The organism is Nocardia sp. NPDC003693, assembly GCF_053981095.1.
This window is the reverse complement of the sequence record NZ_JBSFNO010000013.1, coordinates 92,648-119,598: the sequence shown is the minus strand read 5'-3', so window position 1 is coordinate 119,598 and position 26,951 is coordinate 92,648. Positions and strand designations below refer to the sequence as shown.

The window sequence follows — 26,951 nt, the reverse complement described above, 5'->3', positions numbered from 1 at the left end:
GTGCAGCCGTCGGGCTGGGCGGTCACGGTGTTGTGTGCTGCCGCAAGACGACCGCTCGACGAATCTCCTGGGCGACCAGCTTTGACAGCGGTTCGTGTGAGTCCAGGCTCAGGTGTAGTCCGTCGCGGCCTGGTCGTGCTGCGGTTGACGCGTCGATGAACAGGGCACCACGCCGCTCTGCGACGGTGCGAATCGCCGCGCCGAGTTCGCGTGATTTGAGCACGGAGTCAGCATTGAATTCCGAAGTGCTCTCGACGAATTCGGGCGCGGCGGCGTCGAGATGGATTGGGCTCACCAAGACGATCGTCGGTACTTCGCCCGTGCGTGTCCACGCTGCCTGATCGATGTCGTCGATGTATCCGTGCAATGCGGTGGCCGTGTCCACCGGACTTCGGTCGAACCTGACCTTGAGGTCGTTCGTCCCCAGCATGATGACGACGATGTCCAAGGGTGAATGGCTGCGCAGGCAGGGGTGGAAGTAGTTCCGGCCATTGCGATCCCAACGTTCCGGGTCGTCCAGATCGGTGGTTCGCCCTCCCAAGCCTTCCTCGATAACCGAGAATTCGTTGCCCAGTTCGGTCTGCAACAGACCCGTCCAACGAACGTCAGCCGGCCATCTGCCAGTTCCTTCCGACCGTTGACCGAAGGTATTGGAATCTCCGAAGCACAAGACTGTTCGGGCAAGTGGATTGACGATCATCGACACGATTCTCCCGGTGCGGCCGACGGCTCAGGTGTGACCGTGTGCTCGGAGGATTTCAGAGCGCTTGCCAGGTCCAGGGTTTCGGGACCAAGCCGCGTAGACAGGCGATGCGATGCTCGGCCTCGGTCGCGGCGGATGGCCGGGAACCGGACTTGCGGAGCGCGAAGGCGAGCCATCGGAGTTCCTGGATGTCGGCGAGTAGGCGATGACCGGGCCAGTCGGTGATGTCGTCGCCGTAGGCCTCGGCGAATCGCCGGTATTCGGCGTCGGAAATTCGATGGAAGTCCACGTGGTCGGCCGTGAGTGGGATGAGATCCCATTCGCGCCGGCCGATGGAGACGCCGTCGAGATCGAGCACCACGGGCTCGCCGGAGAGCGGCACGACCAGATTCCCTTGCCAGGCGTCCCCGTGTATGACGCAGGGCCGCGAGGGCATGTCCAGATCGTCATACTGTTGCCGCAGTTGCGAATACAGTTCCACGAGCCAGTCGCGGTCGGCGTCGGTGATCGTGGTCGCGGACTCGATGGACCCCAGGACGCCGTCGAAGGGCGCGTAGGCGGGAAGCGGAATATCCGTCGGCGGCGTCAGCGCGTGCAAGCGGCGGAGCATGCCGCCGAGTTCTTCGGGTGTGGACGGCCGATGGTCCGGGATGAGGGTCCACCAGGTCACCGGCCGGTCGTAGACGAGGGTGGGTTGTGGAATCGCGTCCACCGCGGCAACGGCCTCGATCCCATTCTCGTTGAGCCACTGCGAGATACGTAGTTCTCGCTGCGCCGCACGATAGGTGTTCGGCGGGCCGACCCGTGCGACGATGCCGCCGGGCAGTTCGAAGATCGCGTGCGAGCCGTCGCGGATGGGGGTCACATCACTGATGTCGATGCCGTTGACCCGGGCCGCGCGGCGCAACACCCTGGCGGCGCTTGACCCCTCGCCGGGCTGACTCATGCGGACGCCTCGGATTTCTCCCGGTCGTCGTTGATCGAGCTGTACAGTTCGTGCACTCCGGGGACGGCAAGGTGTTTGATCGCGGCGCGAGACAGCACCTGGATCTCATCTCGAATGCGTTGCGAGCGTAGAAGAGTCCCCTGCCTAACCGCCCGGATACCGAGTTCGGCTGCCTCTCCGGGGTCGCCTATCCGCATCGTCAGGGTGGCCAATCGCGTGAGCGAGAAAGTCTGCGACCGGGGGTAGCGTTCGCTCTGACGACGGATGGCCTGGTCTATTCGGGGTGCGGCCAACTCGATCCGGTTGCGCGCCAGTGCGACCGGGATGAGTGCTTTGCCGGTGCTTCCGAGGTGTTCGGCTTCGTCGTAATAGCACATCCACGGCACGTCCTCGCCCGGCGTGCTGTCGGCGAAGTAGTCGTCCGAACGCGCGACTTCGGCCAGCGCCTCGTCGGTACGTCCCAGTGCGGCGAGGAACTGTGCCCGCAGCGCGCTGAGCATGGCCCGGGTGGTGGCCGCGAGTCGATCGGAGCGGACCTGGGCGAGTTCGATGAGTGACAGCGCATTGTCGATGCCGCTGGTGTAGGCCGCCATGCGGGCCATGTCGGCGAGAATGCTCGCGCGTAATTCCCATGATCCGGCGGAGTCCGCGCACCACAGGGCGAATCGAGAGTGCTCATCCGCCGTGGGGAAGTCGGCGATATCGAAGGCGGCGAAGGCTGCGACTCCGCTCAGGTTGCCCACCGCTTCGAGTAGTGCCCTGCGTGTTTCGGGCGTGGCCCTGCGTCGTACGAGTGGTGCGAATGCGTAAAGCTGTTGATTGGCAGCGGTACTGGCCGACCCGCCACCGTGCATGTTTTCCGCAGTCGCCGCGCGGCGGGCTGCCGCTCGCACCAGTTCGACATCCGACCACGTCGCGGTCCCGGTGCAGTCCGGATCGGGCGCGTACGACGCGGGCGCGGAATCGAGGTTGTACGGGCTGAAGACGTTGGCGGTGAGCGATCTGCCGGGTTGATCAGTTGCGTCGAGTGCTCCGGTGGCACGGCGTCGCTCCTGCCGGGCGGCATCCGCCCGTGTCCGAAGGGCGACGAGCGAACCGTCCGCGCGTAGGGCTTTGTCGATCGCGGCAACAACTTCGGGCGACGGAAGGTTGGCGTCCTCCCACTCGGTCATCGTGACGTACTGGCGTGAGTATCCGGCCATCGAGGCCAGTGTGCGCTGCGAGATGCCCGCCTCCTTCCGGAGCCGCTTGATCTCTCGCGCCAGTTGATCGGCGGTCGTCGGTGGTTGTTCGTCGGGTTCGATCGTCGGGTCGCACTCGCCCTCGGCCATGGATTCATTCTGGTCCATCGCGCGAGGGTGGCAAGGGCGCTTTCGTCGGGACTTGCCATCTTTCTTGCCTGTCTCACCTCGCGGTTTGCTCGCTGTGCGACACCGCGAATCACGCGGCCGCATCGCAACGATCAGGGGGCACCGATGAACCGAGGGAACGAGGTCTTCAGATTCGCGGGTGGGGTGTTGGAGCTTCAGGTCAGCCATCGCGAAGCCGGGGGTGATTCCGGCTTCCATCTGAGTTTTCTTGGCGTCGACAGAGACCGCGGTGCAGACGAGTCGCTGTGGGAGAGGGTGGACATGCCTCATAAGCCAACGTGCCTGGGCTACTTACGGACCGACGTGTCCGGCCCTGCCCAACTATGGGACCAGAGCCGAATTCGCAGGCTCGCTGAGCGTTTGGGCTACGACTTCGCCGACACGGTGGTCTACGACCCGCGGTTCGGGCGGCCGCCTCTGGCGCGGTTGAAGGCGCAGGCGACGCGGTTGAACGCAGAGGCGGTCATCGTTCCCGGTCCGGAGCATTTCGAGGGTGCGGTTGTTCCGGGGTGTCTGGTGCGGCAGCTCGACGTGATCACCGTTCATCCGGAGGAGACCTATGCCCGGCGGATGACCTCGCTACTGACCGAGCTGCCGCGCGACCGTGTGGACGGTGCGTAACCGATTCCGCTCGAAGCCACTTCGATGCTCGGGATATGGAAAGGGGTGATGGATAGAGCGATTCAGGACAACCCGATGGTGTTGCTCCACAACCCATCGCGCGACGAACCCTCGGCCCACCGCAACCGTGCCGGGGGTTCTTCGCGTTGCGTGGCAGTGGGCACGATTGACCGGCGGTGCGTTTGGTACCCCGCCCGGCACGCAGTGTGGCCGCCGACCGCCGCGTGGTGGCCGCCCCGACTGCGCCGGAGCGGCCGATCCCTGCCGCGCGCCGGCCGTCCAGCTGGGCGGCGAGAGTTCGAATCCGGGCCCGGCGCCACAACCTTCCTGGGGGTGACAGGGCCACCCAGCCTCGCCTCGAACGCCCTACGCTCGACTGATGAGCACCGACAACCAACTCGGGGAATTCCTGCGGGCGCGGCGGGCGCTGACCCGGCCGGAAGAATTCGGGCTGGCCGGGGGCGGGCAGCGGCGGGTCGCGGGGTTGCGGCGGGAAGAGGTCGCGCTGTTGGCGGGGGTCAGTGCGGACTACTACGTGCGGCTCGAGCAGGGGCGGGACAAGCGGCCTTCCGAGCAGGTGCTCGAGGCTTTGGCCCGGGTGTTCGCGCTCGACGAGGAAGCCGCCGCGCATCTGCGGGGGCTGGCCCGGCCGGTCGCGCGGCGGCGGCGGGCGGCGCGGCGGCCCGAGAAGGTCGCGGCCGGGCTGCTGCGGCTCATGGACTCGTGGCCGCGTACGCCGGCCGTGGTGTTGGGCAGGCACCTGGACGTGCTGGCCGCCAACCCGCTCGCGGCCATTTTGAACGCGTGCTCGGTGCCGGGGGTCAACCAGGTTCGCATGGTGTTCCTGGACCCGCAGGCGCGGGAGGTGTACGCGGACTGGCCCGCCATCGCCGCCGACACCGTGGCCAGTTTGCGTGCCACGGCGGGGGACGACCTCGACGACCCGCGGCTGGTCGAGCTGGTCGGGGAGCTCTCGCTGCGCAGCGCCGACTTCCGCCGGCTCTGGGCGCGGCACGACGTGCGCGCCAAAGCCGGTGGGGTCAAGCGCTTTCGCAACCCGCTGGTCGGTGAGCTGACGCTCTCGTACGAGACGTTCACCGTCACCGGAGCGCCGGGGCAGATCCTCATCGCCTATCACGCCGAACCCGGCTCGGCGTCCGAACAGAACCTGCACCTGTTGAGCGCCATGGCCGGGACTGCGGCGGCCGCGGCTCAGCCCAGCGCGGACGCGGTCGGGACGACGACGCCGTAGAGATCGCCGATCGTCGCCAACGCGGACGCGTGCAGTTGCTCGGCGGACACCGCGCCGACCGCCGAGGGCAGCGGGCGGGTCGCGCAGGCGTCGGCGACCACGGTGGGCTCATTGCCGCGCAGGAACGCGCCCTCGGTGGTGAAGGTGACGCACATGTGGGTCATGAAACCGGCCACCACCACCCGCTTGTTGCCGGCGGCGTCGACCCGGTCGGCGAGATCGGTGCCGACGAAGGCGTTGGGCGCGGTCTTGATCACCACGGGCTCGCCCTCGACGGGCACGACGCGGGGATGGATCTGCCCGATCTCGGCGGTGATGTCGTAGGGGGTGCCGACGCCGCCGTCGTTGACCACGTGGATGATCGCCGCACCGGCCGCGCGAGCGCGGGCCAGGAGGTCTGCGGCGGCGTCCAGGGCCGTTTCCCAGCCGGTCAGCTCCATGACGCCTTGGGTGTAGGTGTTCTGGTAGTCGATCAGGATCAGCGTCGAATCGGCCAGCGCCGCCGGGGTCGAGTCGAAGCCGTTGAGGTCGCGCAGCGTGGTGCTCTGGCGGGTCATTTCTTCAATATCCTTCTGCTGCAGTGGGTTTCGGTATCGCGCTTCGCATCGAGGGGCGATGTGTTCCACGCTAGGCCGGATTCGGCGTGTCGGGAATGTCGGGTAACCTGCAGAATCGGACATCGCCCGATCGCTGGAAAGGTCACCCGTGGAGCGCTTGATCGTCGTCGTGCTGTTCGACCGCGTCGACCTGCTCGACGTCACCGGGCCGCCGGAGGTCTTCGCGCTGTTGCAGCGGGAGATGGACGAACCCACCGGCTATCACGTGGTGCTGGCCGCCGAGACCATGGATCCGGTCACCACCTCGGCCGGGGTGCGTGTCCTGCCGGACGTGACTTTCGACGAGCTGACCGGGCGCGCCATCGACACGCTGCTGATACCCGGCGCGGTCGAGGTCGATGAACGCCGCCGCGTCCGAGCGGTCAGCGACCCCGCCGTGGTCGACCGCGTCCGTGCCCTGTCCGGCGCGGCCCGGCGCGTGGCCTCGGTCTGCGTGGGCGCGCACATTCTGGCCGACGCCGGCCTGCTCGACGGCAAACGCGCCACCACGCACTGGTCGACCGCGCAGCAGCTTGCCGCCGACCACCCGGCGATCGAGGTGGACGCCGATCCCATCTTCATCCGCGACGGGAACGTCTGGACCGGCGCCGGACTCACCGCCTGCCTGGACCTGGCGCTCGCGCTGGTGGCCGACGACTTCGGCGACGCCCCCGCCCTGCGGGTCGCCCGCCAGCTGGTGATGTACCTCAAGCGCCCCAGCGGCCAGAGCCAGTTCAGCGTGTCCCTGGAACCCATATCGACCACCCGCCGCGTGGACGCGTTGCGGCACTACATCACTCGCAACATCGCGTCCCCGCTGACGGTCACCGACCTGGCCGCCGAGGCCCACATGAGCGAACGTCAGCTCAACCGGATCTTCAAGTCCGAGCTGGGTATGTCCCCGGCCGCCTACATCGAGTCCGCCCGCGTGGAGGTGGCTCGCAACCAGCTGGAGACGACCGATGCGACCCTGGATCGGATAGCCACCCGCTCCGGCTTCAACACGACCGACACCCTGACCCGGGCCTTCCGCCGGACCCTCGACGTCACCCCCACCGAGTACCGAAATCGCTTCCGCATCAACTGACTCGGCGTGGCTGGCGTTCTCGCGGGTGATTCCCGATCGCCACGGACGTGACGATGGTCGCGGGGTCAGGACATGATCACCAGGGGCTGGGTTTCGGTTGCGGGGCATAGGGATTCGACGAACGCGGTCAGGCGGATCCGGGAGTCGGCGAGGGCGCAGGTAAAGCTGCGGCGGCCGTCGGCGGCCTCGCGGTCGGTGGTCGTCTCGGTCATGTTCAGGGCCTGCGCCCACTGCAGGAGGTGGGAAGTCGCCTCGATGCTGGGCAGGTCGGGGTCGATGGTGCCGCAGAACTCGGCCTCGGGTGAGGTGTCGGCGGGGGTCGTGGCCAGGCGGGCGCAGCACTCCCACATCCAGGTCACCTGCGGCAGGGGTTTCCCGGCGGCCGCGACCGCATAGGAATTGACCGTCCGAGAGACGGTTTCGATCGCGGCCATCGTCAGCGAATCGGTCACAGGCGACAGGGTGCCACCCCTGGTCAGCGGATCAGCGGAACCTGCGCGGTGCGCGTGTCGGGGCGGGGGAGCGCGGTGCGGGCGGGGCCGCTATCGTGCATCCACGATCCCGCGCGGGCTCGCCGCGCCCGCCTCGGCACGGTGGTCGCGCGGCGGCGGTACGACCGGCGCGGATCGTAGGGTCAGTGTTGTTGCGGGAGCGTGGCTTTGGCGTGTCGCCTGAGTCGGCGCACCGGGCGATCGGGCTAATCTGAGCGTAACGAGATGAAAGGGATGCACGGTGACCTCTTCGAATTCGCAGCGCCGCGTGGTGCGGGCGCCCGCGGACTGGGTGCCCGACGCCGGACTGGTGGCGGCGGCCCTGGAGAATCCCAGCGGCGTGGTCGCCGCGATCGACCGTGAGTATGTCGACGATCCCGACGGGTACGTCCCGGCGGAGGCGGTCAAGGGCTGCTGGCTGGTCGATGAGAACGGCGCTCTGACAGGCGAGTTCGAGGAGAACCCGAACCACGGCGCGCCCGCCGACGATTTCGCCAGGCTCGCGAGCGACGACACCTTCATCGGCCGCCTCGGCTTCGATCCCGAGGAGATGATCCGGGAGCAGATCACCGCGATGCTCGTCGAGCAGGTCCCCGGCACCATCGTCGAATGGATCAAGGTCACCGACGACCCGCGCCAGCTGACCGCCGGAATCCACGGAGCGGAGAACCGATTCACCGTCACCCGCGTCGGCATCGCCATACCGGTCGCGTTCGCCGCCGTGAGCCCCAGCGCGCGCCGCGAAATCCTCTGGGGCGTACTGACCTACGCCCAGACCGGCATGAACGATCCGGCGACCAACCGGCGCCGCATGTGGCTGGATCTGCGGGAGACGCTGGACTGGGCCGAGGAACAGTTGCAGCCCCGGCTGTTCGAGGAGCCGGGCAGCCGGAACTGACTCGACTCGGACGCGCTCGGTCGGCGTGTGAATTCGTCCCATGGGCGGGGTTTCGTCGAGCTCGTCCGGGGTCGACCGCCGTGCTCGGTCGTCACCAGGCGGACGCGGCCGCCGCGCTGGCAAGCTATCTTCACCAGCGCGGCGCTACCGACACGTCGTACCTACATGGCGCGGATCGACTGCAGCACATCGATTTCACCGACCGTTGGCTGAAGGACAGGCCTCACGAGATATGCGCGCCACCACGGCGGTGGCTGACGTACAACCAACCTGGGACCGTCCGCCTGTTCGTGGTCGATCGCCACGGTGGGGTACGGATGATCAGGTTTCCGTTGGCCCCAGCCTGACACCGGTCCGACGACAACCAAGATCAAACACACTGAAATGCCCCTGACCGCCCGGTTCTGGACTTCCGCGGCGCTCGCCGGTGAACGCACTGAACTGGCCGGGATCCGATCCTGACACCAGTCTCTATCCGGCCGAGTTGAGGATGGTCCAGACGATGCTCATATCGGCTCTGTGCCGTAGGCCTGTCGGTCGTGATCGTTATCTTCTCACCACGACGAGTATGGGAGCGAAACAGATGCTGGAGCAGCAAGATTCGTCGGTGACCCGCCTCCCCGATGCCGATTCGACCGCGTTGCCGTCGGTCTTGACCGAACCGTCGTGGCGACGACCACGCCCGCGCATACAACCGGCGGTCATCGTTGACTTGGCGATCAATCGACCGATCGAGATCCGGTGGGCGCCTGGAGAGCAAGCAACATGGGCTGAAACGGTGCTGCGGACTTGGGGCGACAGCACCGATGCGTGGTACACGTTTGCCAAGTGGTCGAGTGCTGGCGGTCCGTGCCGGTGCCCGACGGCGTGGAGATGACGGTCAGCGAACATCCCGCGATCGAACAGGACTCGGTCGACGCACTTCTCGAGCGGATGCCGTTGATGATCGCGCTGGTGGTGCTGGTCACCACCCTGCTGATGTTCCTCACCTTCGGATCGCTCGTGCTCCCGATCAAGGCCGCGATCATCAGTGCGCTCGGATTGGGTTCCACACTCGGCATTTAGAGCTTGACCAGATGGCAATCGTCTCGGTTGGTGATGTCTATTGAGATGTCTTCAATATGTGCGAGCGAGCGAAGGGTTATGTCGACGCATTTCCCAGGCGACGCCTTCGAGTAGTTCTACATCGGAAGGTCTTCGCTCGTTCAATGCAAGTCTGATCGACATGGGAGAGATTGCGATCGGGCCCCATCCCATCCATCGGGCTACTAATGCCAGTACTCTGGCTGATGCTGGGATCCTATTAACTATTTCCGAGGGTTTGTGAAGCTTCACTTCGAGCATGTGTGATCGCTGAAAGGGTCGGAGCTGAATCGAGTGAATCTCGCGCCAATGGATCCGTCCCTCTATGGGTAGCTCTATCCCGTCTCGGTCGATGACCAGAGAGGGCTTGCGAACCCGAATGTACCGCACGGAGAGTGGAATCATTACAAGTAGCAGCAAGCATGCTGCGACACCCAGAAATTGTTCGATGGGCCTGGTAAATTCATCGGAAAATATCAATACTATTCCGGAAGTCCCTAGAAATATCCCCCCGAGCACTGTTGCGGCAATCTTGAAGGGCTGCGAAACAGCCGGGTAGACCGTGGGTGGATGTGATGGTGCTCCATGATTCACGCTGTGATGATACATGGGTGCGTCGGAGTCTGATGCTATTATGGAAAGTTGTTGCCGAAACGGCCACTTGATTTAACGTGGAGGCGCAAACGATCATGTCGCTCAACAAAATTGTCTCACAGATATGAGCAAGGTTTCATGCGGAATAGTGAAGTGAGTTCTTAGCGCGATCTGTTCCGCTGTCGGTGTTGGAATCGGCACCGTCTGGACCGTCCTGAGCCCGGCCCATACCGACTCGATCGCCGCCGCAGTCGTGGCGGCCTGTCTCGACCCCGCCACCCGGGCCGCGCTCGCGGGCTGCGCGAGCACGGACGCCTCCTCGCGCAGCGTGCTCGCGCTGGCACGATCGCTACTGGTGAAATCGGGTTTGTCGGAGCTGCGCCGGGCGGTGCGCCAGCACTGTAACGGCACTCACCGGGCCGCCGGGGCATAAGTTCGGGCCCGCGACGCTTGTCACAGGGGTGGGTGCGTACCGCGCCCGCCCCGAACATCGCACCCGGTCTTTCGAAAGGCGGCGTCGTATGGCCCCCGCACTGTCCCTGCTCGATCTGGCCTCGGTCGCGCCCGGCGCCACCGCGCGCGACGCCTTCGACAACAGCGTCGAACTGGCGCGGGCCGCCGAACGCAGCGGGTACACCCGGGTCTGGTACGCCGAACACCACAACATGCGCTCGATCGCCTCGAGCGCCACCAGCGTGCTGATCGGGCACGTGGCCGCGCAGACCGACTCGATTCGCATCGGATCCGGCGGCATCATGCTGCCGAACCATTCGCCGCTGGTCATCGCCGAACAGTTCGGCACTCTCGAGTCGCTGTTCCCCGGCCGCATCGACCTCGGGCTCGGCCGTGCCCCGGGTAGTGATCAGCAGACCATGCGCGCGCTGCGGCGCAACCCGTCCTCGGCGGACTCTTTCCCGCAGGACGTTCTCGAACTGCAGGGCTATCTGTCCGGTAATTCCCGCATCCCCGGTGTGCAGGCCGTGCCGCGTGCGGAAGGTGTTGTCCCGCTCTACATTCTGGGCTCGTCGCTGTTCGGCGCGCAGCTCGCGGCCCACCTCGGCCTGCCGTACGCGTTCGCCTCGCACTTCGCCCCCGACGCCCTGCACCAGGCGGTTGCCGCCTACCGCAGCGGTTTCCAGCCCTCCGAGCAACTCGCCGAGCCTTACGTCATGGCCGGGGCCAACGTCTTCGCCGCCGAGGACGAAGCCGACGCCCACGCGCAGAAGACCATCGCCTACCGCGCCCGGGCACGCGCGATGATCAAGCGCGGCGCCGCCGGCATCGACTACACCGACGACGAGATCGACGCGTTCCTGGCCTCGCCCAACGGCTCCCAGCTCTCGGCGATGACCACCTACACCGCGGTCGGCACCCCCGATCAGGTCCGCGCCTACCTCGACGACTTCGCCGCGTCGATCGACGCCGACGAGTTGATCCTGGCCCACCACGCGACCGACATCGCCGACCGCGTCCGCTCGGTCGAGCTCACGACCCCGGATCGCGTTGCCCAGGAATCGGTTCGATGAATCGGTGACCGGACAACGTGCCGTCCCGGCGGTCAGGCCTGCGCGGCCTCTGCTGAACTGCGGTCGGCGTTCCCCCGCAGAGTTTCGAGGAGCCGGTCGCATCGGGCCTGGCCGAGGATCGGTCGGGCCCAGAAGGTCTTGGTGAGCCTCGCACCCGCCGGACGCCGTGTTCGATCAAAACGGGCAAAACGGTCGAATGTGCTGATCGGCGCGTCGAGTCACGTTGGGGGAGTGGGGCGATCGCTAGCATGGGGGAGTGATCGAGCGTGGAGCGCACGGTGTTCTCGGGTTGGGACTGCTGCTGGTGGCGCTGACCGGGTGTGGATCCGGGGAGCAGCACGACGGGCATAGCCCGGCGCGCCTGCCCACGGCCACGGCGGCGGTCAGTTCCGCCGAAACGACCAGTGCCGCGCCGATCACCTCGGGTGCGTCCGCCGCCGTCGGGGAGGTGCCCGGTAATCCCGGTGCGGCCGCGGCTTTGCGGCCGTGGGTGCGGGACCTTACCGGGCAGGACCTGGACGCCGTAGTGCGCAAGTGCTGGACGATCGAGCCGGGCAACGCGCGAAACATGTACGGCGACAAGGACGCTATCCTCGCCGCCGTCGCGCAGCCCGGGGTCGACGGGCAGTTCGCGGTGCTGTGGAAGGGGCCGGTGTCCACCGTCAGCGTCAAGCGCAGCGAGATCGCGTCGGGGTACGCGTGCCCGCGTGTGTACGCGACCGGATCGGACGGGGCGTTCGACGACGCCGACGCGCGATACGCGGTGCGCCGCTACCTGTCCCGGTGGATCGGCAAGCCGGTGAACGCGGACGACATCGAGGGGAAATATCCTCTCGTCTGCCCGGGGTCGGTTCTGGCCAACAACCCCGGCAGGCTGACCGGCACCACCGGCTTCGGTGAGATGACCACCGCCCCGGCGGGGATCTCCGATGTACTGGTGACCGTCCCGGTCACGAACTCCTCCGGCGTCACCCAGCCGATGGTGTTCACGGTCGCGGTGGGCCCGGAAGGCTACTGCATCAACGACATCACCGGCTGACAGCGGCGCACGGTCGCGCACGGCGGGGGTCGCCGTCGCCGACCGGGTGGGAGGACCCTGCTTCACGTCTCGGCGCTCCGATGACTCGGCTCGTACAGGCGCTCGCGCGCTCGCCGATGGCCCGACGTACGCTCGCGGCCAGTTACCGCGTTCGTGACGGGCACGGAACAGTGCGAGAACCGGTAGGAGCGGCCGCGCGGCTCCTGGGCCGGTCGGGTGTGGAGGGTGATGTGGGTGGCGTGACCGCCATGGCGGCGAAACTGGCGCCGGTGGTGTTCGTGTTCGCGGCGGGGGTGGTGTTCGCGCGGCGCGGGATTATCGACGCGTCGGCCTCGAAACTGTTCTCCGAGTTCGCGTTCCGCTTCGCGATCCCCGCGTATCTGCTGGGCAGCCTCTATACGGCAGACCTGGGCCGGGTCTTCGACCCGTGGGCGCTGGGGGCCTACGTTCTCGCCGTCTCCCTGACCGCCTGCCTGGTCGCCGGAGTCTCCTACACCCGGGGGATCGGGGTGCGGGGGATCGCCTTGCGTGTCATGGCCGCCTGCCAGGTCAACACGGCGTATCTGGCGATCCCGGTCTTCGCCTTGCTCTTCGGGGACGCCGCACCCATCTTCCCCGTCCTGCTGCTGCAGGTCTGTGTCCTGACCACGATCATCATCGCCCTGCTCGAATCGGCGCCCGGGGACGGCGCGGCGCCGGGTGCCGGGACCACCGTGGCCCGGGTGTGGAGCGGAGTCCGGGCCGCGCTGATCACCCCGCTGGTGCTGTCCTGCTGGCTCGGCATATCCGCCAACCTCACCGGCATCACGATCCCGGGCTGGATCCTGGACTGCCTGTCCACCGCCGGCGCCGCCGCCGCGCCGATCGCGCTGTTCGCGCTGGGGCTGCACCTGGGCGGGACGGGTCTGCGCCTGCGCCCCGCCGGACCCGGCGAATACTGGCTGATCGCCTGCAAATGCCTGGCCTTCCCGGCCCTGACGTGGCTGATCGCGGACGCGGTGTTCCACATCGGACAGCCGTGGCTCGCCTACCTGACCCTGATCGCGGCCATGCCGACCGCGCAGAACCTCTTCCTGCTCGCCCAGAGCTACGACACCGAGATCGATCTGGCCGCCGCCGCGGTCGTGAAATCGACGCTGGTATCGCTGCTGCTACTGCCGATCTGGGCGGCCCTGCTGGTCGCCGGCTGACCGCGCCCGGGTCACCGCGGGGCGGCCGGCAGCGCGGGCAGCACCGGGGTGTACAGCCAGGCGTCCCACAGCGACCGCAGCGGGTTCGGGCTGTAATGCCCGGCCAGATCGGTGAAATCGTCGGTGGTCACCGAGGAATGCCGGTGCCGGGTCGTCCACTCGCGCAGCAGATTGAAGAACTTCGGATCGCCCAGCAGCAGCCGCAGCGCGTGCAGGGTGAGCGCGCCGCGCTTGTACACCCGATCGTCGAACATGCGCGCCGGACCGGGATCGCCGATCAGGATGTCCTGCGGCAGGTGCGCGAGAGTGCGGTGCGCGGTGCGGGCCAGCTGATCGGCGCTCGGCCCGCCCGCGGCCTCGGACCAGATCCACTCCGCGTAACAGGCGAAGCCCTCGTGCAACCAGATATCGCGCCACCGGGAGATTGTGAGGCTGTTGCCGAACCACTGGTGCGCCAGCTCGTGCGCGACGAGACGCTCCGAACCACGCTGCCCGTCACAGTGATTCGCGCCGAACGTGGAGATGCCCTGCGCCTCGATGGGAATCTCGAGCTCGTCGTCGGTGACGACCACGGTGTACCCGTCGAACGGATACGGCCCGAACGCCTCGGTGAAGACCTCCATCATGCGCGGCTGGCGCGCGAAATCGTGATCGAACGCCGCGCGCAACCGCAGCGGCAGCACCGCCTGCATCGGCACCGCCCCGCGCCGAGTGTCGATGCGGTGCTTGCGATACGGCCCGATCTGCACCGTCGCCAGATAGGACGCCATCGGCTCGGCCTGCTCGTACACCCAGGTCGTCTGGCTGGCCTTGGTCTGCTTGCGCATGAGCGTGCCGTTGGCCAGCGCGTAGTACGGGGTATCGGTGGTAATCGAAATCCGGTAGCTGGCTTTGGAACTCGGGTGATCGTCACACGGGAACCAGGACGCCGCGCCGTTGGGCTGACTGGCCACCAGCGAGCCCTCGGTCAGTTCCTCCCAGCCGACCTCACCCCACGGCCCGCGCACCGGGCGCGGCGTGCCCGCGTACTGGATGACCAGCGACAGCGCCCCGCCCACCGGGATCCGCTGAGCCGGGGTGATCACCAATTTGCCGTGCTGATGGGTGTATTTGGCCACGCGAGCACCGGTGATCAGCACCTTGGAGACCGACAGGGACTGCGACAGATCGAGCGCGAACCGATCCTGCTCACGGGTCGTCACCGCGGTGATCTCCGCGCGCCCGGCGAGCCGGTTGCTCGCGACCTTGTAGGTCAAGTCCAGCTCGTACCGGGACACCCGGTACCCGCGATTGCCGTTCTGCGGCAGGTAGTCGTCGATCGGCTCCTCGGCGAATTTGTGCACCCTCACCGGGCGGCCCCGCCCTTGCCGGACCACGGCGCGATCGGATTGCCCCACCACCGGGTCGACGGCGGCACCGTGTCCCCACGCATCACCAGCGACGCGGGACCGACGGTGGCGCCCGCCCCGATACTCGCGGCGGGCAGGGCGACGCAATGCGGGCCCAGGGTTGCCCCGGCGCCCAGAGTCACGGTGTCCATGGCCATGATTCGATCATGGAACAGGTGTGTCTGCACCACGCAGCCGCGCTCGACGGTCGCCCCGTCGCCCAGGGTCACCAGGTCGGCCTCGGGCAGCCAGTACGACTCGCACCACACCCCGCGGCCGATGTGCGCGCCCAGCCCGCGCAACCACAGATTCAGTACGGGCGTACCGGTCGCGGCGCGCGCGAACCAGGGCGCGGCCACGTGTTCGACGAAGGTGTCCGCGACCTCGTTGCGCCAGACGAACGAACTCCACAGCGGATGCTCCTCGGTCCCGATCCGCCCCACCAGCAACCACTTCGCGGCCACCGACACCGCACCGGCCACCGCGCCCGCCGCCAGCAGCACCAGCCCGCTCAGCAGCGCGGTCGCCAGGTGCCCGACGGTCTGGGCGAGCCAGGCCAGGGTGAACAGCACCCCGAGCCCCACGGCGAAGGTCACCAGCACCGGGATCAACCGGCAGGTCTCGACGATCGCGCGGGCCACGCGCAACCGCGGCGAGGGATCGAAAGTGCGTGCGGTGTCCCCGCTTCCGGCCGTGCGCCGCAGCCGCACCGGGGGACTGCCCAGCCACGACGAGCCGGCCTTGGCCTTGGACGGCGCGGCCGACAGCACCGCGACGAGCCCGTTCTTGGGCACCCGGCGGCCCGGCGCGGTCATCCCCGAATTCCCCAGGAAGGCGCGCTTGCCGACCTTCGCCTCGCCGATGTGCAACCAGCCGCCGCCCAGTTCGTAGCTGGCGATCATGGTGTCGTCGGCCAGGAACGCGCCGTCGGCGACCGTGGTGAACTTCGGCAGCAGCAGCACGGTGGACGCCTCCACGTGCTTGCCGATCTTCGCACCCAGCAACCGCAACCAGATCGGGGTGAGCAGGCTCGCGTAGAGGGGGAACAGGAACGTGCGGGCGGCGTCGAGCAGGCGTTCGGTGGCCCACGCCTGCCAGCCGACCCGGCTGCGCACCGGGTGATAGCCCGGCGTCAGCCCGATACTGAACAACCGCACCGCCACGATGGTCACCGCCGCGTACACGCCCAGACTGAGCAGCGTCGCCACCGGCAGGATCGCGAACGCGCGGCCGAGCCCCTGCGACAGCGTCGTGGTGTCGCGAATCCACCAGGCGATGAACGCGCCGCCGGTGCCCAGGCCCAGGATCGGCACCGCGGCCAGCAGCATGGAGGTGACACCGAAGATCGCGACCCAGTGCGGAGCCCGCGCCGGGGTGTGATCGGGCCAGTTGTGCTGTGCCTTACCGACCTTGACCGCCGGCGAGCCCGCCCACGCCTGTTCGCCCTTGACCTTGCCCGCGACCGCCGAGCCCGGCGCGATCTCCGCGTTCTTCCCGATCCTGGTGCCGGGCAGCAGAATCGACCGCGCGCCCACCACGGTGCCGGGGCCGATGCTGATCGGCCCGATGTGCACCAGGTCGCCGTCGATCCAGTAGCCGGACAGATCGACCTCGGGTTCGATGCTGCACCCGTCGCCCAGTTCGAGCATGCCGGTCACCGGCGGCAGCGTGTGCAGATCCACGCCACGGCCGATGCGCGCGCCCAGCGCCCGTGCGAACGGCACCATCCACGGTGCGCCGGACAGGCTTTCGGCGCCGCTGGCCGCGGACAGCCGCACCGTGGCCCACAGCCGCAGATGCGTCCAGCCGCCGCGGGGATAGCTGCCCGGCTCGACGTTGCGCAGCAGCAGCCGGGATCCGGCCACGCACAGCGCCATCCGGCCGGGCGGGGAGATGAAGAGTACGAACGCCAGCAGCGCCCACCACCAGGACAGGCGCGGGAGCCACCCCAGCGATTCGGTCCAGGCCGCGATGTTGCCGACGATGGCCAGCCAGGTGAGCCACTGCAGGCCGGTCAGCGTGGTCAGCGGGATGGTGGCCAGCACCTGGAACAGCTGGGCGCGCAGCGGAACCGGGCGCACGACGCGTTCGGCGGCCGCGGCGACCGGTGCGGCGGCGTCCAGCATCGCGGCCAGCGCGCCCAGGCGGGGGGAGTCGTAGAGATCGGCGACGGTGATCCGGGGATGGCGTTCGCGCAGCGCGCCGACCAGTTGCGCGGCGGCGAGCGATCCGCCGCCGAGGTCGAAGAAGTCGGCGCCGGGATCGGTGACCTCCGCGCCCAGGATCGAATCCCACAGCCCAGCCACCCAGCGTTCGGTCTCGCTCAGCCCGGGATCGGCGTCGGTGGCCTTGGGCAGCGGCCAGGGCAGGGCGTCGCGATCGACCTTGCCCGAGGTGCGGGTGGGCATGTCGGCGACCACCGCCAGGCGCGGCACCAGGGGAGCCGGAAGCTGTTCGGCCAGAATCGCCCTGGCGCCCTTGACGTCGTAGTCGGGGCCGGGACCGGTGAGATAGCCGACCAGGATCTTGTTGCCCGCCTTGGTGGTTCGGATGGCGGCCGCCGCACCGGTCACGCCGGGTAGGTGCTGCAGCGCGTTGTCGATCTCGCCGAGTTCGATGCGCCTGCCGCCGAGCTTGATCTGGTCGTCCGCGCGGCCGAGGAACACCAGGCCCGCGCTGTCGTTGCGTACGAGATCGCCACTGCGGTAGGCGCGTTCCCAGCCGAGCGAGGGCAGCGGCGCGTACTTCTCGGCGTCCTTGGCCGGGTCCAGGTAGCGCGCCAGACCGACGCCGCCGATGACGAGTTCACCGGATTCGCCCTCGCCCACCGGATTTCCGGCCGCGTCCACGACGGTGAGATCCCAGCCGTCCAGCGGCAGGCCGATGCGTACCGGGAACGAACCGTCCAGCAGCGCCGCGCACGCGACCACGGTCGCCTCGGTGGGGCCGTAGGTGTTCCACACCTCGCGGTCGTCGGTCCCGGCCAGGCGTTCGGCCAGTTCGGGCGGTACCGCCTCGCCGCCGAAGATCAGCAGGCGCACCGAGTCCAGGGCCTCGGCGGGCCAGGTCGCGGCCAGTGTCGGCACGGTCGAGACCACGCTGATCTCCCGGCGCACCAGCCACGGGCCCAGGTCCGCGCCGGTGCGCACCAGCGCGCGCGGCGCTGGCACCAGGCACGCCCCGTTGCGCCAGGCCAGCCACATCTCCTCGCAGGAGGCGTCGAATGCGACCGAGAGACCGGCCAGCACGCGGTCTTCTGTGCCGATCGGCTCGGCGGGCAGGAACAGCCGGGCCTCGGCGTCGACGAACGCGGCGGCGTTGCGGTGCGTGACCGCGACGCCCTTGGGTGTGCCGGTGGAACCGGAGGTGAAGATGATCCAGGCGTCATCGGCGGGGTCCGGGGCCGCGGTGGGCCCGCCCGCCGATTGCGCTGCCGCGGCGGTGGTTTCGATGCCGTCGGCGGTCAGGATGGCGGTCACCCGGGCCTCGCCGAAGACCAGGCGGGCGCGCTCGTCCGGATCGTCCGCGTCGACCGGGACGTACGCGGCTCCGGCGTGCAGGACTGCCAGGATGCTCACGTACAGCGCGCGCGTCCCCGAGGGCATGCGCACCCCGACCCGATCGCCCGCGCGCACCCCGGCCGCACCCAGTTCGCGGACGCGGGCCTCGACCGCGCGGGTCAGTTCGGTGTAGCTCAGGATCGTGTCGCCGTCGTCGATGGCGGGCGCGTCCGGGAACGCGGCCGTGGTGGCGGCCAGGATGTCGACCAGCGTGCGGGCCGGTGGGGCGAGCGCCGCCCGCAGCATGGGGCTTTCGCCCAGCGCGGTATCGACCTGGGGCTCCAGCATCGCGTCGTGCCAACCTCTCATAGAACTGTCGAACGCTTCGGCGTCTGTTGTTTCACACGAGGGTTACCAGCGGGCGAACTCCACGGTGACCGAATGTCTACGCTACCCGTGGTGCGGATTGTCGGGTGTGCACCGTTGGCCGTAAGTTCATGCGGCATGGCACTACCATCGGCTTTCCACGACCTGGCCAAACGGGTGAACAATTGGGGCCGTTGGGGTTCCGACGACGAAGTCGGCACCCTCAACCTCATCACCGACAATGTGGTGCGCGCCGCGGCCGCCACCGTGCGCACCGGGCACCGGGTCGCACTGGCCGTGCCCCTGAGCCAGCAGGGCATCCAGACCGGCATGATCCCGAACCGGGTCAACCCGCTGCACAGCATGGTCGCGGTGAACTGGGAGATGTTCGGGCCCGGCACCGTCGCCACCAGCGATGACGTGGTCACCATGGGTTTGCAGGCCGGGACGCACTGGGACGCGCTCACCCACGTCTCGCATTCGGGGCGCATCTACAACAACCGGCCCGCCGACACCATCACCGCGCACCGCGGCGCCAAGTTCAGCGGGATCGACAAGGCCACGCACCTGGTCTCGCGCGGTGTGCTGCTCGACGTCGCCGCGGCCCACGGCGTGGAACGGCTGCCGAGCAACCACGCCGTCACCCCGGAGGACCTGGACGCCGCCGAGGAGTACGGCCGGGTGCGGGTGCGACAGGGCGATATCGTGCTGGTTCGCACCGGCCAGATCGGGCTCTACCTGGCCGGTGACCGCGAGGGCTACGCCGTCCCGTCACCCGGGCTCTCGATTCGCTGCCCAGAGTGGTTCCATGCCCGCGACGTGGCCGCCGTGGCCAACGACACCCTGGTCTTCGAGATCTTCCCGCCCGAGATCGAGGGTGTCTGGCTCGGCGTGCACGCCCTGCACCTGGTCGAGATGGGCATGCTGCAGGGCCAGAACTGGAACCTGCAGGAGCTGTCCGCGGCCTGCGCCGAGCACGGCCGCTACGAGTTCCTGCTCACGGCCACCCCCGAGCCGTTCGTAGGTGCGACCGGCACCCCGGTGGCCCCGGTCGCGATCTTCTGAGAAACGGCCCGGCCGCGCGGGGCCGGCCGGGTCACCACATATCGCCCCACGTGGGCCGCTCGCCGATATCGAAGACCGCGTAGTTGCCGCGCACCCGCATGGGTACCGACGAGCCCTCGGGAAAGCGCTCCTGGAGTGACCGTGCCCGCCGGTGCCGGAACTGGTTGAACACGTACTCCTTTCGAATCCGATGCCCAGCGTCGGTGCGCGGGTGCCGGAACTCGGTCTCGATCCGCACCCGATGCTGATCGAGCCCGTTGGTGCGTTGCACCCGCTTGTAGCCGGTCTCGATGACGGTGCCCACTGTCTTGCCTCCGGTCCGGCGCATCGCCGCGAGCCGTCCCCGCCACAGCAGCCCCAGTACCTGCGGCCAGAACAGCAGCCCGAGGACCGCGGTCACCGGGAGGGACAGGCTGTACAGCAGTTCGCTGTCGGTCCACCCCGCGACCAGCAGGGTGAGCCGGGCGATGCCGGAGAAGAACAGCACCACCGCCACCGCCGTGACGAGCATCCACACCAGCGTCGCGAACCCGACCAGTTTCTTGTTGTCTCCCACCCCGATACCTCTCCACTCGCCGTCCACCTCACCACCGCGCCGCGCGACGACCGCACCCGGGTCGCCCGGGATTCTGTCGTCGCGGCGTCCCCGCGCGGTCGCCCGCGGGTCACCCGGTGCGTGTGCGAGCCCGGGCAGCGCGGGCCGACCGCATCGCCGGACGGGATCAGGACTTGCCGAACCAGGTGGTCAGGGCGGCGCGCAGGGATTCGGCGGCGGTGTCCGGGGACTCGTCGATACGGGCCGCCCAGGCGATGTGGGCGTCGGGACGGATGAGCACGGCGTCGGCGGGGCGATCGGGCGTCTCGCCCACGTGGATGTCGACGCGGTCGTGCCAGTCCCGGGCGACGGCCGACAGATCGGGGCGGTCGGTGAGTACGAGCAGGATCGGGCGGGCGGGGCGCATCAGGGTCGCTACGTCGGTGTCGTCGTTTCCGATGCGCAGGGCGAGGTTCGGGGCGAAGACGCCCGCGAGGGGGTGGGGGTTCTCGTCCGGCATCGGATAGCGAATGTCGTTGTGCCCGACCAGGTTGCCCAGGCGCTGAAGGGGCTGTTCGTCGGTCAGGAGTTCCTGGACGAGCGTGCGCAGGGCGTCGGCGGCGGGATCGTGGCCGCGGCGCAGGGCTACCTGGGCGCGCGTTTGGAGCCGGGCGCGGGCGCCCGCGAGGTGGCGCTCCCCGTGGTAGGTCTCCACCAGGCCGGCTGGCGCCCAGCCGTGCACGTCGGCGGCGAGTTTCCAGGCGAGATTGACGGTGTCGAGCATGCCCACGTTGAGGGCCGTGCCGGTCGCGGGGAACAGGTGCGCGGCATCGCCCGCCACCAGAATCCGGCCGGCAACGTACCTCTCGGCCTGGCGGTCCTTGAACGTGAAGCGCGAGAGCCGGGTCGAACCGGTGAGCGGCACCTCGGCGCCCAGCACCCGGGTGATGCTCGCGCCCAGTTCGTCCAGCGTCAGCGGCTCGTCGTCGTCGTACTCGGCGGTCTCGTCCTCGGTGGTCATGAGCGAGAGGCCGCCGGGCGTGGCGGCGAACGCGAACGCGCCGCGTTCGGTGCGCGTGAAGCCCGCGTGCACCACGCCGAGGCCGGGCACGTCGATATCGCCGTTGTCGAGCACGGTCACCGCGTCCGAGACCGTGACCGCCGCGAACCGGTTGACCTGCGGGTAGGTCGTGCCCGGGAAGTCGATGCCGGCCAGGTCGCGGATCCGGCTGCGGCCGCCGTCGCAGCCGACCAGGTACCGGGCGCTGACGTCGTACTCGCCGTCGGTCCCCAGCACCCGTGCGGTCACGCTCTCCTCGTCCTGGCTCACCCCGATCACCGTGCTGGCCCGGCGGATCTCCGCGCCGAGTTCGCGCGCGTGCGCGTCCAGGATGCGTTCGATCTCGCGCTGCGGCAGCGGCAGCGCTCGCATGGGCGGCTCGGCCATCGCGGTGAAGTCCAGGTACACATCGCCGAACGGGAAGCGCGCCGCGAGATGCGGATCGCCGCTCGCGGATTCGAAGCGCTCGTACAGCCCGCGATAGCGCAGCAGATCCAGGATGCGGCCGCCGATCCCGCTGGCCTTGGGCACGTCCCGGATCGCGGGCTGACGCTCGAGGACCAGCGTCCGCACCCCCGCGAGACGCAGTTCGCCGGCCAGCATCAGGCCGCTCGGGCCGGCGCCCACAATGATGACGTCGGTGTCCAGCACAGGCATTCGTACAACTCCATTTCCGCCGGGTTCGGCTACGGCGGATGATTCTGCGGCATCACCCGGGTCTTGCCGCAAGCCCCCTTCTCCGCTATAAGTTGAGAGTGGGAAGGGGTTGGGGGGCTTCATTTTCGGCTTGTGCCGCCAGCGGACGGAAAATCTCTTCACCGATCGCGGATCCATCGTGCGCTGCCCCGGCCTCGCCGGACGCCTCGGATCCGGCCGTGCGCGAATGCCATTCGCCGCCGGGATAGGTGATGTACAGCGGGCCCAGGTTGCAGGGGTTGAGGCAGCCGGTCGGGGTCACCAGCGCGTCGGGGTTCTCGCGCCGCAGTTCCCGATAGAGCTCGCCCGCGCCGTAGACGGTGCAGCGCGGGCCGCGGCAGACCAGGATGTGCGAGGTGTGTTCGGGTATCACCGACCAGGCGGGACTGCGGAACGCGCGCGGGCTCGCGCCGATCACCGTGCCCTCCTCGCTCATGCGGGCGCGCACGAGGTCGAGGAATTCGGTCGCGGTGTCGATGCCCGCGGTGATCCGTACCTCGGTGTCCACCCCGCGGCTCTCGCGCCAGTTCGCCACCGCGCGGGCGATCCACGTCTCCAGGTAGCGGTCGCGCGGAACAGCGAGCGGGATCAGCGTGACGGGTACGCCGTCGCGCAGCGCGTCGTCGAGCACGTCGTGCACGGTCGGCTCGTCCTGATCGAGCACCGCGTAGCCGATCCCGCAGGCGTCGGCGAGGCGTTGCACGGCAACGAGATCCACCCCGGACGGCGTGGGCCGGGCGACGAGAATGTGCCGGCGGCTCACGCGGTACGCACCGTGCGCGGGGCGGGAATCACCAGCGGGGTGCCGGTGAGTGGATCCTCGATCACCGTGCAGTCCAGGTCGAAGACCTCGGCGATCAGTTCGGGCCGCACGATCTGCGCCGGACTGCCCTGGGCGAGCACCCGGCCGTCCTTCATCGCCACGATGTGATCGGCGTAGCGGGCGGCCAGATTCACGTCGTGCAGCACCGCGATGATGGTGCGCGGCAACAGGGTTCGCAGCACGTCGAGGATGTCGAGCTGATGGGCCAGGTCCAGGAAGGTCGTCGGCTCGTCCAGCAGCATCACCTCCGGATCCTGGGCGATCGCCAGCGCGAGCCACACCCGCTGGCGCTGCCCGCCGGACAACTCGTCCAGGGTGCGGTCCAGCAGGTCCAGGGTTCCGGTGGCGGACAACGCCTTCCGCACCGCCGCGTCGTCCGCCTCAGACCACTGCCGGAACCAGCGCTGATGCGGGTTCCGCCCGCGCCCGACGAGATCGCCGACGGTGATCCCGTCCGGCGCGACGGGCTGCTGCGGCAGCATGCCGAGACGGCGGGCCAGCGTGCGCGCGGGCTGCCGGGCGATGTCCGCGCCGTCGAGCAGCACCGCGCCGGTGGCCGGCGGCAGCAGCCGGGCCAGGCCGCGCAGCAGCGTCGATTTGCCGCAGCCGTTGCGGCCGACGATGACCGTGAACCGCCCGGCGGGGAAGTCCAGGTCGGCGTCGGTGACGACGGCGGCGCCGCCGTAGGCGAGGCCGAGTCCTGCGGTGGTCAGCTGTGCGGTCATCCTGCGTGTCCGATTCGAGTAGCGCGGGCGAGGAGGTAGACGAGAACGGGCGCGCCGAGAATCGCGGTGACGACCCCGACCGGCAGTTCGGCCGGGAACAGCCGGCGCGCGGCCAGATCGGCGGTGACCACCAGCAGCGCGCCGGCCGCCGCGGCGGGTGCGAGCGCGGCGCCGCGGCCGGCGAGCAGGCGGCGCGCGATCTGCGGTGCCACCAGGGCGACGAAGGCGATCGGCCCGGCCGCCGCGGTGGCCAGTGCCGCGGCCAGTGCGGCGAGCACGACCAGCGTGGTCCGCTGCGATGCGCGCCGCCCGGTCAGCGAGTGGGCGAGGTCGTCACCGAGTTCGAGCAGCGGAAGCGCCCGGGCGAACACGATCAGCGGCGGCAGCACCGCGGCCACCGCCGCGGTCGCGAATCCCACGTGGAGCCAATCGCGTCCGGTCAGGCTGCCGGTGAGCCACATGGCCGCGGTATGGGCCTGGTAGATGTTCGCGCGGGTCAGGATGAACGCGATGGCCGCGGACAGCATGGCCGTGACCCCGATGCCGACCAGGACCAGGCGGTAGCCGTCGAGCCCGTCCTTGGTCGCCACCGCCAGGATCAGCGCCATGGCCGCGAAGGCCCCGGCGAGCGCGCCGCCGACCAGGCCCAGGCCCGATCCGCCGAGCACGACGCTCACCACCAGCGCACCCAGGGACGCGCCGGTATTGATGCCGATGATCTCGGGGCTGACCAGGGGGTTGGTGGCGACGCGCTGCAGAATCGCGCCCGAGATCGCGAACGCCGCGCCCGTGCCCAGGCCGGTCAGCACCCGGGGGAGGCGATCGGCCACCACCACGTCGTACTCGATCAGCGTGCCGCCGCCGCCCAGCACCCGCAGCACGTCGGCGACGGTCAGCGGGTAGTGCCCGACGGTGAGAGACCACGCCGCCACGAGCAGGGCGGCGGACGTGAGGGCCACGGTGAGCAGGGCCGAGCGGCGCTGGACCCGAATGACCACCCGCTGTCCGGGCGAGCGCAACAGTACTGTGCCCCCGGGCAATACGCTCGGTTCGAGTCGTGTCACAGGGTCGCCACCTTCCGGTTGCGCACGAGGTACAGGAAGAACGGCGATCCCGCGAAGGCGGTGATGATGCCGACCTGGATCTCCTGCGGCTGGGCCAGCACCCGGCCGGCGATGTCGGCGAACAGCAGCAGGGTCGGTCCGAGCAGCGCGCACCAGACCAACACCCAGCGATAGTCGTGCCCGGCGAACGCGCGGGCGATATGCGGAATCACCAGGCCGATGAACGCGATCGGACCGGCGATCGCCACCGCCGAGCCCGCCAGCAGCACCACGCTCAGCGCACCGAGACCGCGGACCACGACCGGGCGGGTGCCGAGCGTGCGCGCCATGTCGTCGCCGATGGCGAGGGCGTTGAGCGAACGCGCCACCGCGACCGTGAGCGCCGCGCCGACGGCCAGGAAAGGCAGTACGGCCCACAGGGATTCGAGGCTCGCCCGGGTGAGCGAGCCGACCACCCAGAAGCGGAAGTTGTCGAACGTGGTGCGGTCCAGCAGGGTGATCGCCGTGGTGATCGACCCGCACAGGGCCGTGAACGCGGCCCCGGCCAGGACCAGCTTCACCGGCGTCGCGCCGCCGAATCCCAAGGAGCCCAGGGTGTATACGAACACCGCGGCCACCGCCGCGCCCACGAACGCGAACCACACCAGGCCCGCCGCCGAGCTCAGTCCGACAACCGCCATGGCGAGCACGATCGCCAGTGACGCGCCGGCGTTGATGCCGAGCAGGCCCGGACCGGCCAGGGGGTTGCGGGTCAGACCCTGCATGACGGCCCCGGCGAGGGCGAGCGCGATGCCCGCCAGCAGCCCGGCCAGCGTGCGCGGCAGGCGGATGTAGCGCACGATCCGGTCGGTGTCGCCGCCCCGGAAATCGGTGAACGCCGCGAGCACGTCGGCCAGATCGAGCGGGTGCGTCCCGATCAGCATGGAGCCCGCGCAGGTCGCGGCCAGCGCGGCCCCGGCAACAAGCAGGCCGGCGCCGCGCACGGTGCCGATCACCGCGCGAACAGATCCGGGTGGATCAGTCCGGCGACGAGTTCGGTGGCGTACGCGATGCGCACCCCGGCGGCGCGATCGGCGAACAGGAACGGGTGCACCGTTTTCGCGCGCACGGCTTTCAGATTGGCGAAGGCGGGATTGCCGGTGAGCTTGTCCACTTGCGGCTGCGCGTCGGCGCGCACGTAGCTCGCCTTACAGCACAGGCTGGTCAGGATGATGTCGGGATCGCGGGCGATGAGCTGCTCCGCGCCGATCTGCACGTTGCGGCGTTCGGTGAGGTCGGCGAAGGCGTTGACCCCGCCCGCGGCCTCGATGATCCGGCTGACGAAATCGATGCCGCCCGCGACGGTGTAGGAGCCGTCGTCCTTGGGCGTGACGACCGCGACCGTCGGCCGGGCCGCGCCCTGGACCTTCGCGCGCACCGCCTCGATCCGCGAACTCAGGTCGGCGACAACGGTCTCCGCGCGCTCGGACGCGCCCCACAGCGCGCCCAGGTCCCGCAGGTCGGCGTACACGTTGTCGAAGCGCACGGTCGCGGGGTCGATGGCCTCGTCCGCGAGGCCGTCCGCGCTCGGGCACAGTGGGCTCAGCACCCAGGTCTCCACGCCCAGATCGTGCAGGCTCGCCCGCGTTCCGACGCTGCTCTGCGACGACGTGGCGAACACGCCGTTGAAGCCCGACAGCACGAAATCCGGTGTCTGCGCCAGCAATTCGTCCCGGCTCGGCAGCTTCTCCACGTAGGGGGATTTCGCCTGCGCGGCTTGGTATTCCGGCAGCACCGCCGAATCCAGGAACGCGGTCCCGGCCAGGCGATCGGTGACGCCGAGGGCGTGCGCGATCTCGATGGAGGGCTGGTACGCGGCGTAGATGCGCTGCGGCGGCCCTGGCACGGCGACGTCGATGCCGCAGTTGGCGCGGGTGACGGCGTTCGCGCCGTCGGCCGCGGGTCCGGCCTGTACGCCGCAACCGGTCAGCATCAGCGCGCAGGCGAGCAGCGCGCCGGTACGCAGGCGCGCGAAAACAGATGGGGTCACCGAGACCGCCTTCCAGGTCCTCGTGGAATGGGGTGTTGCCTGCCGTGGCCGGTCTCCTGGCTGACGGGATACCGCGTGAACGATCGGCCTTCCCAGGGCGCGAGCACCCCAGTGGCCCCGGACGGATCACTCCGTCCGGACAGATCTGTTCACTTCCCGATCACAGTGGCGAGGGCCGCACCGGCTTCACACCGGTTTCCCGAACACCACGGCGGAGGGACTGTACCAAGATCACGCGCGAGCGCGGGAAGCGCTCGGGCCCGGCCGGATCCGGCGCGCTCGGATCCGCGCTCGAGGTCCGAGT

General features: G+C 69.1%; 23 protein-coding genes, 1 pseudogene and 1 riboswitch. Of the genes and pseudogenes, 9 read left to right on the top strand and 15 right to left on the bottom strand.

All coding sequences use genetic code 11. The annotated features are described in order from the left end of the window. Positions 1-22 precede the first annotated feature (22 nt). From ACWDOP_RS16900 to ACWDOP_RS16890, 3 genes are read right to left on the bottom strand one after another with little or no spacing between them, the layout of a single operon-like run. Positions 23-700 carry a GDSL-type esterase/lipase family protein gene (locus ACWDOP_RS16900; protein ID WP_456345822.1) on the bottom strand — a complete coding sequence of 226 codons (678 nt, stop codon included), beginning with the start codon at positions 698-700 and terminating at the stop codon, positions 23-25. A 58-nt stretch (positions 701-758) separates the two neighbouring features. Beyond that, positions 759-1,649, bottom strand: coding sequence for a phosphotransferase enzyme family protein (locus tag ACWDOP_RS16895; RefSeq protein ID WP_456345821.1), 891 nt, complete (start codon positions 1,647-1,649; stop codon positions 759-761). Then, the gene (locus ACWDOP_RS16890; RefSeq protein ID WP_456345820.1) at positions 1,646-3,217 is read right to left on the bottom strand and encodes a helix-turn-helix domain-containing protein; all 1,572 of its coding nucleotides are present in this window, start codon (positions 3,215-3,217) and stop codon (positions 1,646-1,648) included. The genes ACWDOP_RS16895 and ACWDOP_RS16890 overlap by 4 nt, the downstream gene beginning before the upstream one ends. Before the next feature lie 162 nt (positions 3,218-3,379). On the opposite strand from ACWDOP_RS16890, the gene ACWDOP_RS16885 reads away from it, so the two are divergent. Further along, the gene (locus ACWDOP_RS16885) at positions 3,380-3,640 is read left to right on the top strand and encodes a hypothetical protein (protein WP_456345819.1); all 261 of its coding nucleotides are present in this window, start codon (positions 3,380-3,382) and stop codon (positions 3,638-3,640) included. A 379-nt stretch (positions 3,641-4,019) separates the two neighbouring features. Further along, entirely contained in the window at positions 4,020-4,892 is an 873-nt protein-coding gene (locus tag ACWDOP_RS16880; RefSeq protein ID WP_456345818.1) for a helix-turn-helix transcriptional regulator, read from the top strand. On the opposite strand, the gene ACWDOP_RS16875 is transcribed toward ACWDOP_RS16880, so the two are convergent. Continuing rightward, positions 4,853-5,449 carry an isochorismatase family protein gene (locus tag ACWDOP_RS16875; protein ID WP_456345817.1) on the bottom strand — a complete coding sequence of 199 codons (597 nt, stop codon included), beginning with the start codon at positions 5,447-5,449 and terminating at the stop codon, positions 4,853-4,855. The genes ACWDOP_RS16880 and ACWDOP_RS16875 overlap by 40 nt on opposite strands. 148 nt (positions 5,450-5,597) lie before the next feature. Between ACWDOP_RS16875 and ACWDOP_RS16870 the strand changes: the two genes are divergently transcribed. Beyond that, positions 5,598-6,575, top strand: coding sequence for a GlxA family transcriptional regulator (locus ACWDOP_RS16870; RefSeq protein ID WP_456345816.1), 978 nt, complete (start codon positions 5,598-5,600; stop codon positions 6,573-6,575). Between the two features lie 65 nt (positions 6,576-6,640). Here ACWDOP_RS16870 and ACWDOP_RS16865 read toward each other — a convergent pair whose 3' ends face one another. Further along, on the bottom strand, positions 6,641-7,027 hold the full coding sequence (locus tag ACWDOP_RS16865) for a hypothetical protein (RefSeq protein WP_456345815.1): 387 nt from the start codon (positions 7,025-7,027) through the stop codon (positions 6,641-6,643). 280 nt (positions 7,028-7,307) lie between these two features. Between ACWDOP_RS16865 and ACWDOP_RS16860 the strand changes: the two genes are divergently transcribed. Both ACWDOP_RS16860 and ACWDOP_RS16855 read left to right on the top strand, forming a co-directional pair. Then, entirely contained in the window at positions 7,308-7,964 is a 657-nt protein-coding gene (locus tag ACWDOP_RS16860) for a hypothetical protein (RefSeq protein WP_456345814.1), read from the top strand. Positions 7,965-8,816: 852 nt separating this feature from the next. Next, positions 8,817-9,026 (top strand): annotated as a pseudogene (locus ACWDOP_RS16855) (hypothetical protein); the annotation flags it as partial. A gap of 54 nt (positions 9,027-9,080) precedes the next feature. Here ACWDOP_RS16855 and ACWDOP_RS16850 read toward each other — a convergent pair. After that, complete coding sequence (locus ACWDOP_RS16850; protein ID WP_456345813.1) at positions 9,081-9,656, bottom strand: STM3941 family protein; 576 nt, start codon at positions 9,654-9,656, stop codon at positions 9,081-9,083. A gap of 506 nt (positions 9,657-10,162) precedes the next feature. Between ACWDOP_RS16850 and ACWDOP_RS16845 the strand changes: the two genes are divergently transcribed. From ACWDOP_RS16845 to ACWDOP_RS16835, 3 genes are all read left to right on the top strand, one after another. Then, positions 10,163-11,167 (top strand): LLM class flavin-dependent oxidoreductase, encoded by a 1,005-nt coding sequence (locus ACWDOP_RS16845; protein WP_456345812.1) that lies wholly within the window; start codon positions 10,163-10,165, stop codon positions 11,165-11,167. 256 nt (positions 11,168-11,423) lie between these two features. Beyond that, positions 11,424-12,206 carry a hypothetical protein gene (locus tag ACWDOP_RS16840; protein ID WP_456345811.1) on the top strand — a complete coding sequence of 261 codons (783 nt, stop codon included), beginning with the start codon at positions 11,424-11,426 and terminating at the stop codon, positions 12,204-12,206. A gap of 230 nt (positions 12,207-12,436) precedes the next feature. Further along, positions 12,437-13,396, top strand: a complete 960-nt coding sequence (locus ACWDOP_RS16835) for an AEC family transporter (RefSeq protein WP_456345810.1) — start codon at positions 12,437-12,439, stop codon at positions 13,394-13,396. An 11-nt stretch (positions 13,397-13,407) separates the two neighbouring features. On the opposite strand, the gene ACWDOP_RS16830 is transcribed toward ACWDOP_RS16835, so the two are convergent. Both ACWDOP_RS16830 and ACWDOP_RS16825 read right to left on the bottom strand, forming a co-directional pair. Then, positions 13,408-14,745 (bottom strand): M1 family metallopeptidase, encoded by a 1,338-nt coding sequence (locus ACWDOP_RS16830; protein ID WP_456345809.1) that lies wholly within the window; start codon positions 14,743-14,745, stop codon positions 13,408-13,410. After that, positions 14,742-18,632, bottom strand: a complete 3,891-nt coding sequence (locus tag ACWDOP_RS16825; protein ID WP_456345808.1) for a Pls/PosA family non-ribosomal peptide synthetase — start codon at positions 18,630-18,632, stop codon at positions 14,742-14,744. The genes ACWDOP_RS16830 and ACWDOP_RS16825 overlap by 4 nt, the downstream gene beginning before the upstream one ends. Before the next feature lie 156 nt (positions 18,633-18,788). Here ACWDOP_RS16825 and ACWDOP_RS16820 point away from each other — a divergent pair, with 156 nt between their 5' ends. After that, positions 18,789-19,715 carry a cyclase family protein gene (locus ACWDOP_RS16820; RefSeq protein ID WP_456345807.1) on the top strand — a complete coding sequence of 309 codons (927 nt, stop codon included), beginning with the start codon at positions 18,789-18,791 and terminating at the stop codon, positions 19,713-19,715. 31 nt (positions 19,716-19,746) lie between these two features. Here the strand turns inward: ACWDOP_RS16820 and ACWDOP_RS16815 are convergent, their stop codons facing one another. The 7 genes from ACWDOP_RS16815 to ACWDOP_RS16785 all read right to left on the bottom strand — a co-directional run bounded on the left by ACWDOP_RS16815 (position 19,747) and on the right by ACWDOP_RS16785 (position 26,647). Next, complete coding sequence (locus tag ACWDOP_RS16815) at positions 19,747-20,271, bottom strand: hypothetical protein (RefSeq protein ID WP_456345806.1); 525 nt, start codon at positions 20,269-20,271, stop codon at positions 19,747-19,749. A gap of 166 nt (positions 20,272-20,437) precedes the next feature. Continuing rightward, on the bottom strand, positions 20,438-21,967 hold the full coding sequence (locus ACWDOP_RS16810) for an FAD-dependent monooxygenase (protein WP_456345805.1): 1,530 nt from the start codon (positions 21,965-21,967) through the stop codon (positions 20,438-20,440). 85 nt (positions 21,968-22,052) lie between these two features. Continuing rightward, the gene (locus tag ACWDOP_RS16805; protein WP_456345804.1) at positions 22,053-22,769 is read right to left on the bottom strand and encodes a (2Fe-2S) ferredoxin domain-containing protein; all 717 of its coding nucleotides are present in this window, start codon (positions 22,767-22,769) and stop codon (positions 22,053-22,055) included. Next, complete coding sequence (locus ACWDOP_RS16800) at positions 22,766-23,554, bottom strand: ABC transporter ATP-binding protein (protein ID WP_456345803.1); 789 nt, start codon at positions 23,552-23,554, stop codon at positions 22,766-22,768. The genes ACWDOP_RS16805 and ACWDOP_RS16800 overlap by 4 nt, the downstream gene beginning before the upstream one ends. Beyond that, positions 23,551-24,552, bottom strand: a complete 1,002-nt coding sequence (locus tag ACWDOP_RS16795; protein WP_456345802.1) for a FecCD family ABC transporter permease — start codon at positions 24,550-24,552, stop codon at positions 23,551-23,553. Before ACWDOP_RS16795 ends, ACWDOP_RS16800 begins: the two co-directional genes overlap by 4 nt. 62 nt (positions 24,553-24,614) lie before the next feature. Continuing rightward, entirely contained in the window at positions 24,615-25,613 is a 999-nt protein-coding gene (locus tag ACWDOP_RS16790) for a FecCD family ABC transporter permease (protein ID WP_456345801.1), read from the bottom strand. Beyond that, positions 25,610-26,647 carry an ABC transporter substrate-binding protein gene (locus tag ACWDOP_RS16785; protein WP_456345800.1) on the bottom strand — a complete coding sequence of 346 codons (1,038 nt, stop codon included), beginning with the start codon at positions 26,645-26,647 and terminating at the stop codon, positions 25,610-25,612. The genes ACWDOP_RS16790 and ACWDOP_RS16785 overlap by 4 nt, the downstream gene beginning before the upstream one ends. A 29-nt stretch (positions 26,648-26,676) precedes the next feature. Continuing rightward, positions 26,677-26,873, bottom strand: a riboswitch (cobalamin riboswitch). Between the last annotated feature and the right edge of the window lie 78 nt (positions 26,874-26,951).

What these genes read in the sequence shown, in the direction of transcription:
- ACWDOP_RS16850 (WP_456345813.1), bottom strand. Translation starts at nt 9,656, where the DNA reads ATGTATCATCACAGCGTGAATCATGGAGCACCATCACATCCACCCACG.
- ACWDOP_RS16845 (WP_456345812.1), top strand. Translation starts at nt 10,163, where the DNA reads ATGGCCCCCGCACTGTCCCTGCTCGATCTGGCCTCGGTCGCGCCCGGC.
- ACWDOP_RS16900 (WP_456345822.1), bottom strand. Translation starts at nt 700, where the DNA reads ATGATCGTCAATCCACTTGCCCGAACAGTCTTGTGCTTCGGAGATTCC.
- ACWDOP_RS16875 (WP_456345817.1), bottom strand. Translation starts at nt 5,449, where the DNA reads ATGACCCGCCAGAGCACCACGCTGCGCGACCTCAACGGCTTCGACTCG.
- ACWDOP_RS16890 (WP_456345820.1), bottom strand. Translation starts at nt 3,217, where the DNA reads ATGGAAGCCGGAATCACCCCCGGCTTCGCGATGGCTGACCTGAAGCTC.
- ACWDOP_RS16895 (WP_456345821.1), bottom strand. Translation starts at nt 1,649, where the DNA reads ATGAGTCAGCCCGGCGAGGGGTCAAGCGCCGCCAGGGTGTTGCGCCGC.
- ACWDOP_RS16880 (WP_456345818.1), top strand. Translation starts at nt 4,020, where the DNA reads ATGAGCACCGACAACCAACTCGGGGAATTCCTGCGGGCGCGGCGGGCG.
- ACWDOP_RS16810 (WP_456345805.1), bottom strand. Translation starts at nt 21,967, where the DNA reads ATGCCTGTGCTGGACACCGACGTCATCATTGTGGGCGCCGGCCCGAGC.
- ACWDOP_RS16800 (WP_456345803.1), bottom strand. Translation starts at nt 23,554, where the DNA reads ATGACCGCACAGCTGACCACCGCAGGACTCGGCCTCGCCTACGGCGGC.
- ACWDOP_RS16825 (WP_456345808.1), bottom strand. Translation starts at nt 18,632, where the DNA reads ATGCTGGAGCCCCAGGTCGATACCGCGCTGGGCGAAAGCCCCATGCTG.
- ACWDOP_RS16820 (WP_456345807.1), top strand. Translation starts at nt 18,789, where the DNA reads ATGGCACTACCATCGGCTTTCCACGACCTGGCCAAACGGGTGAACAAT.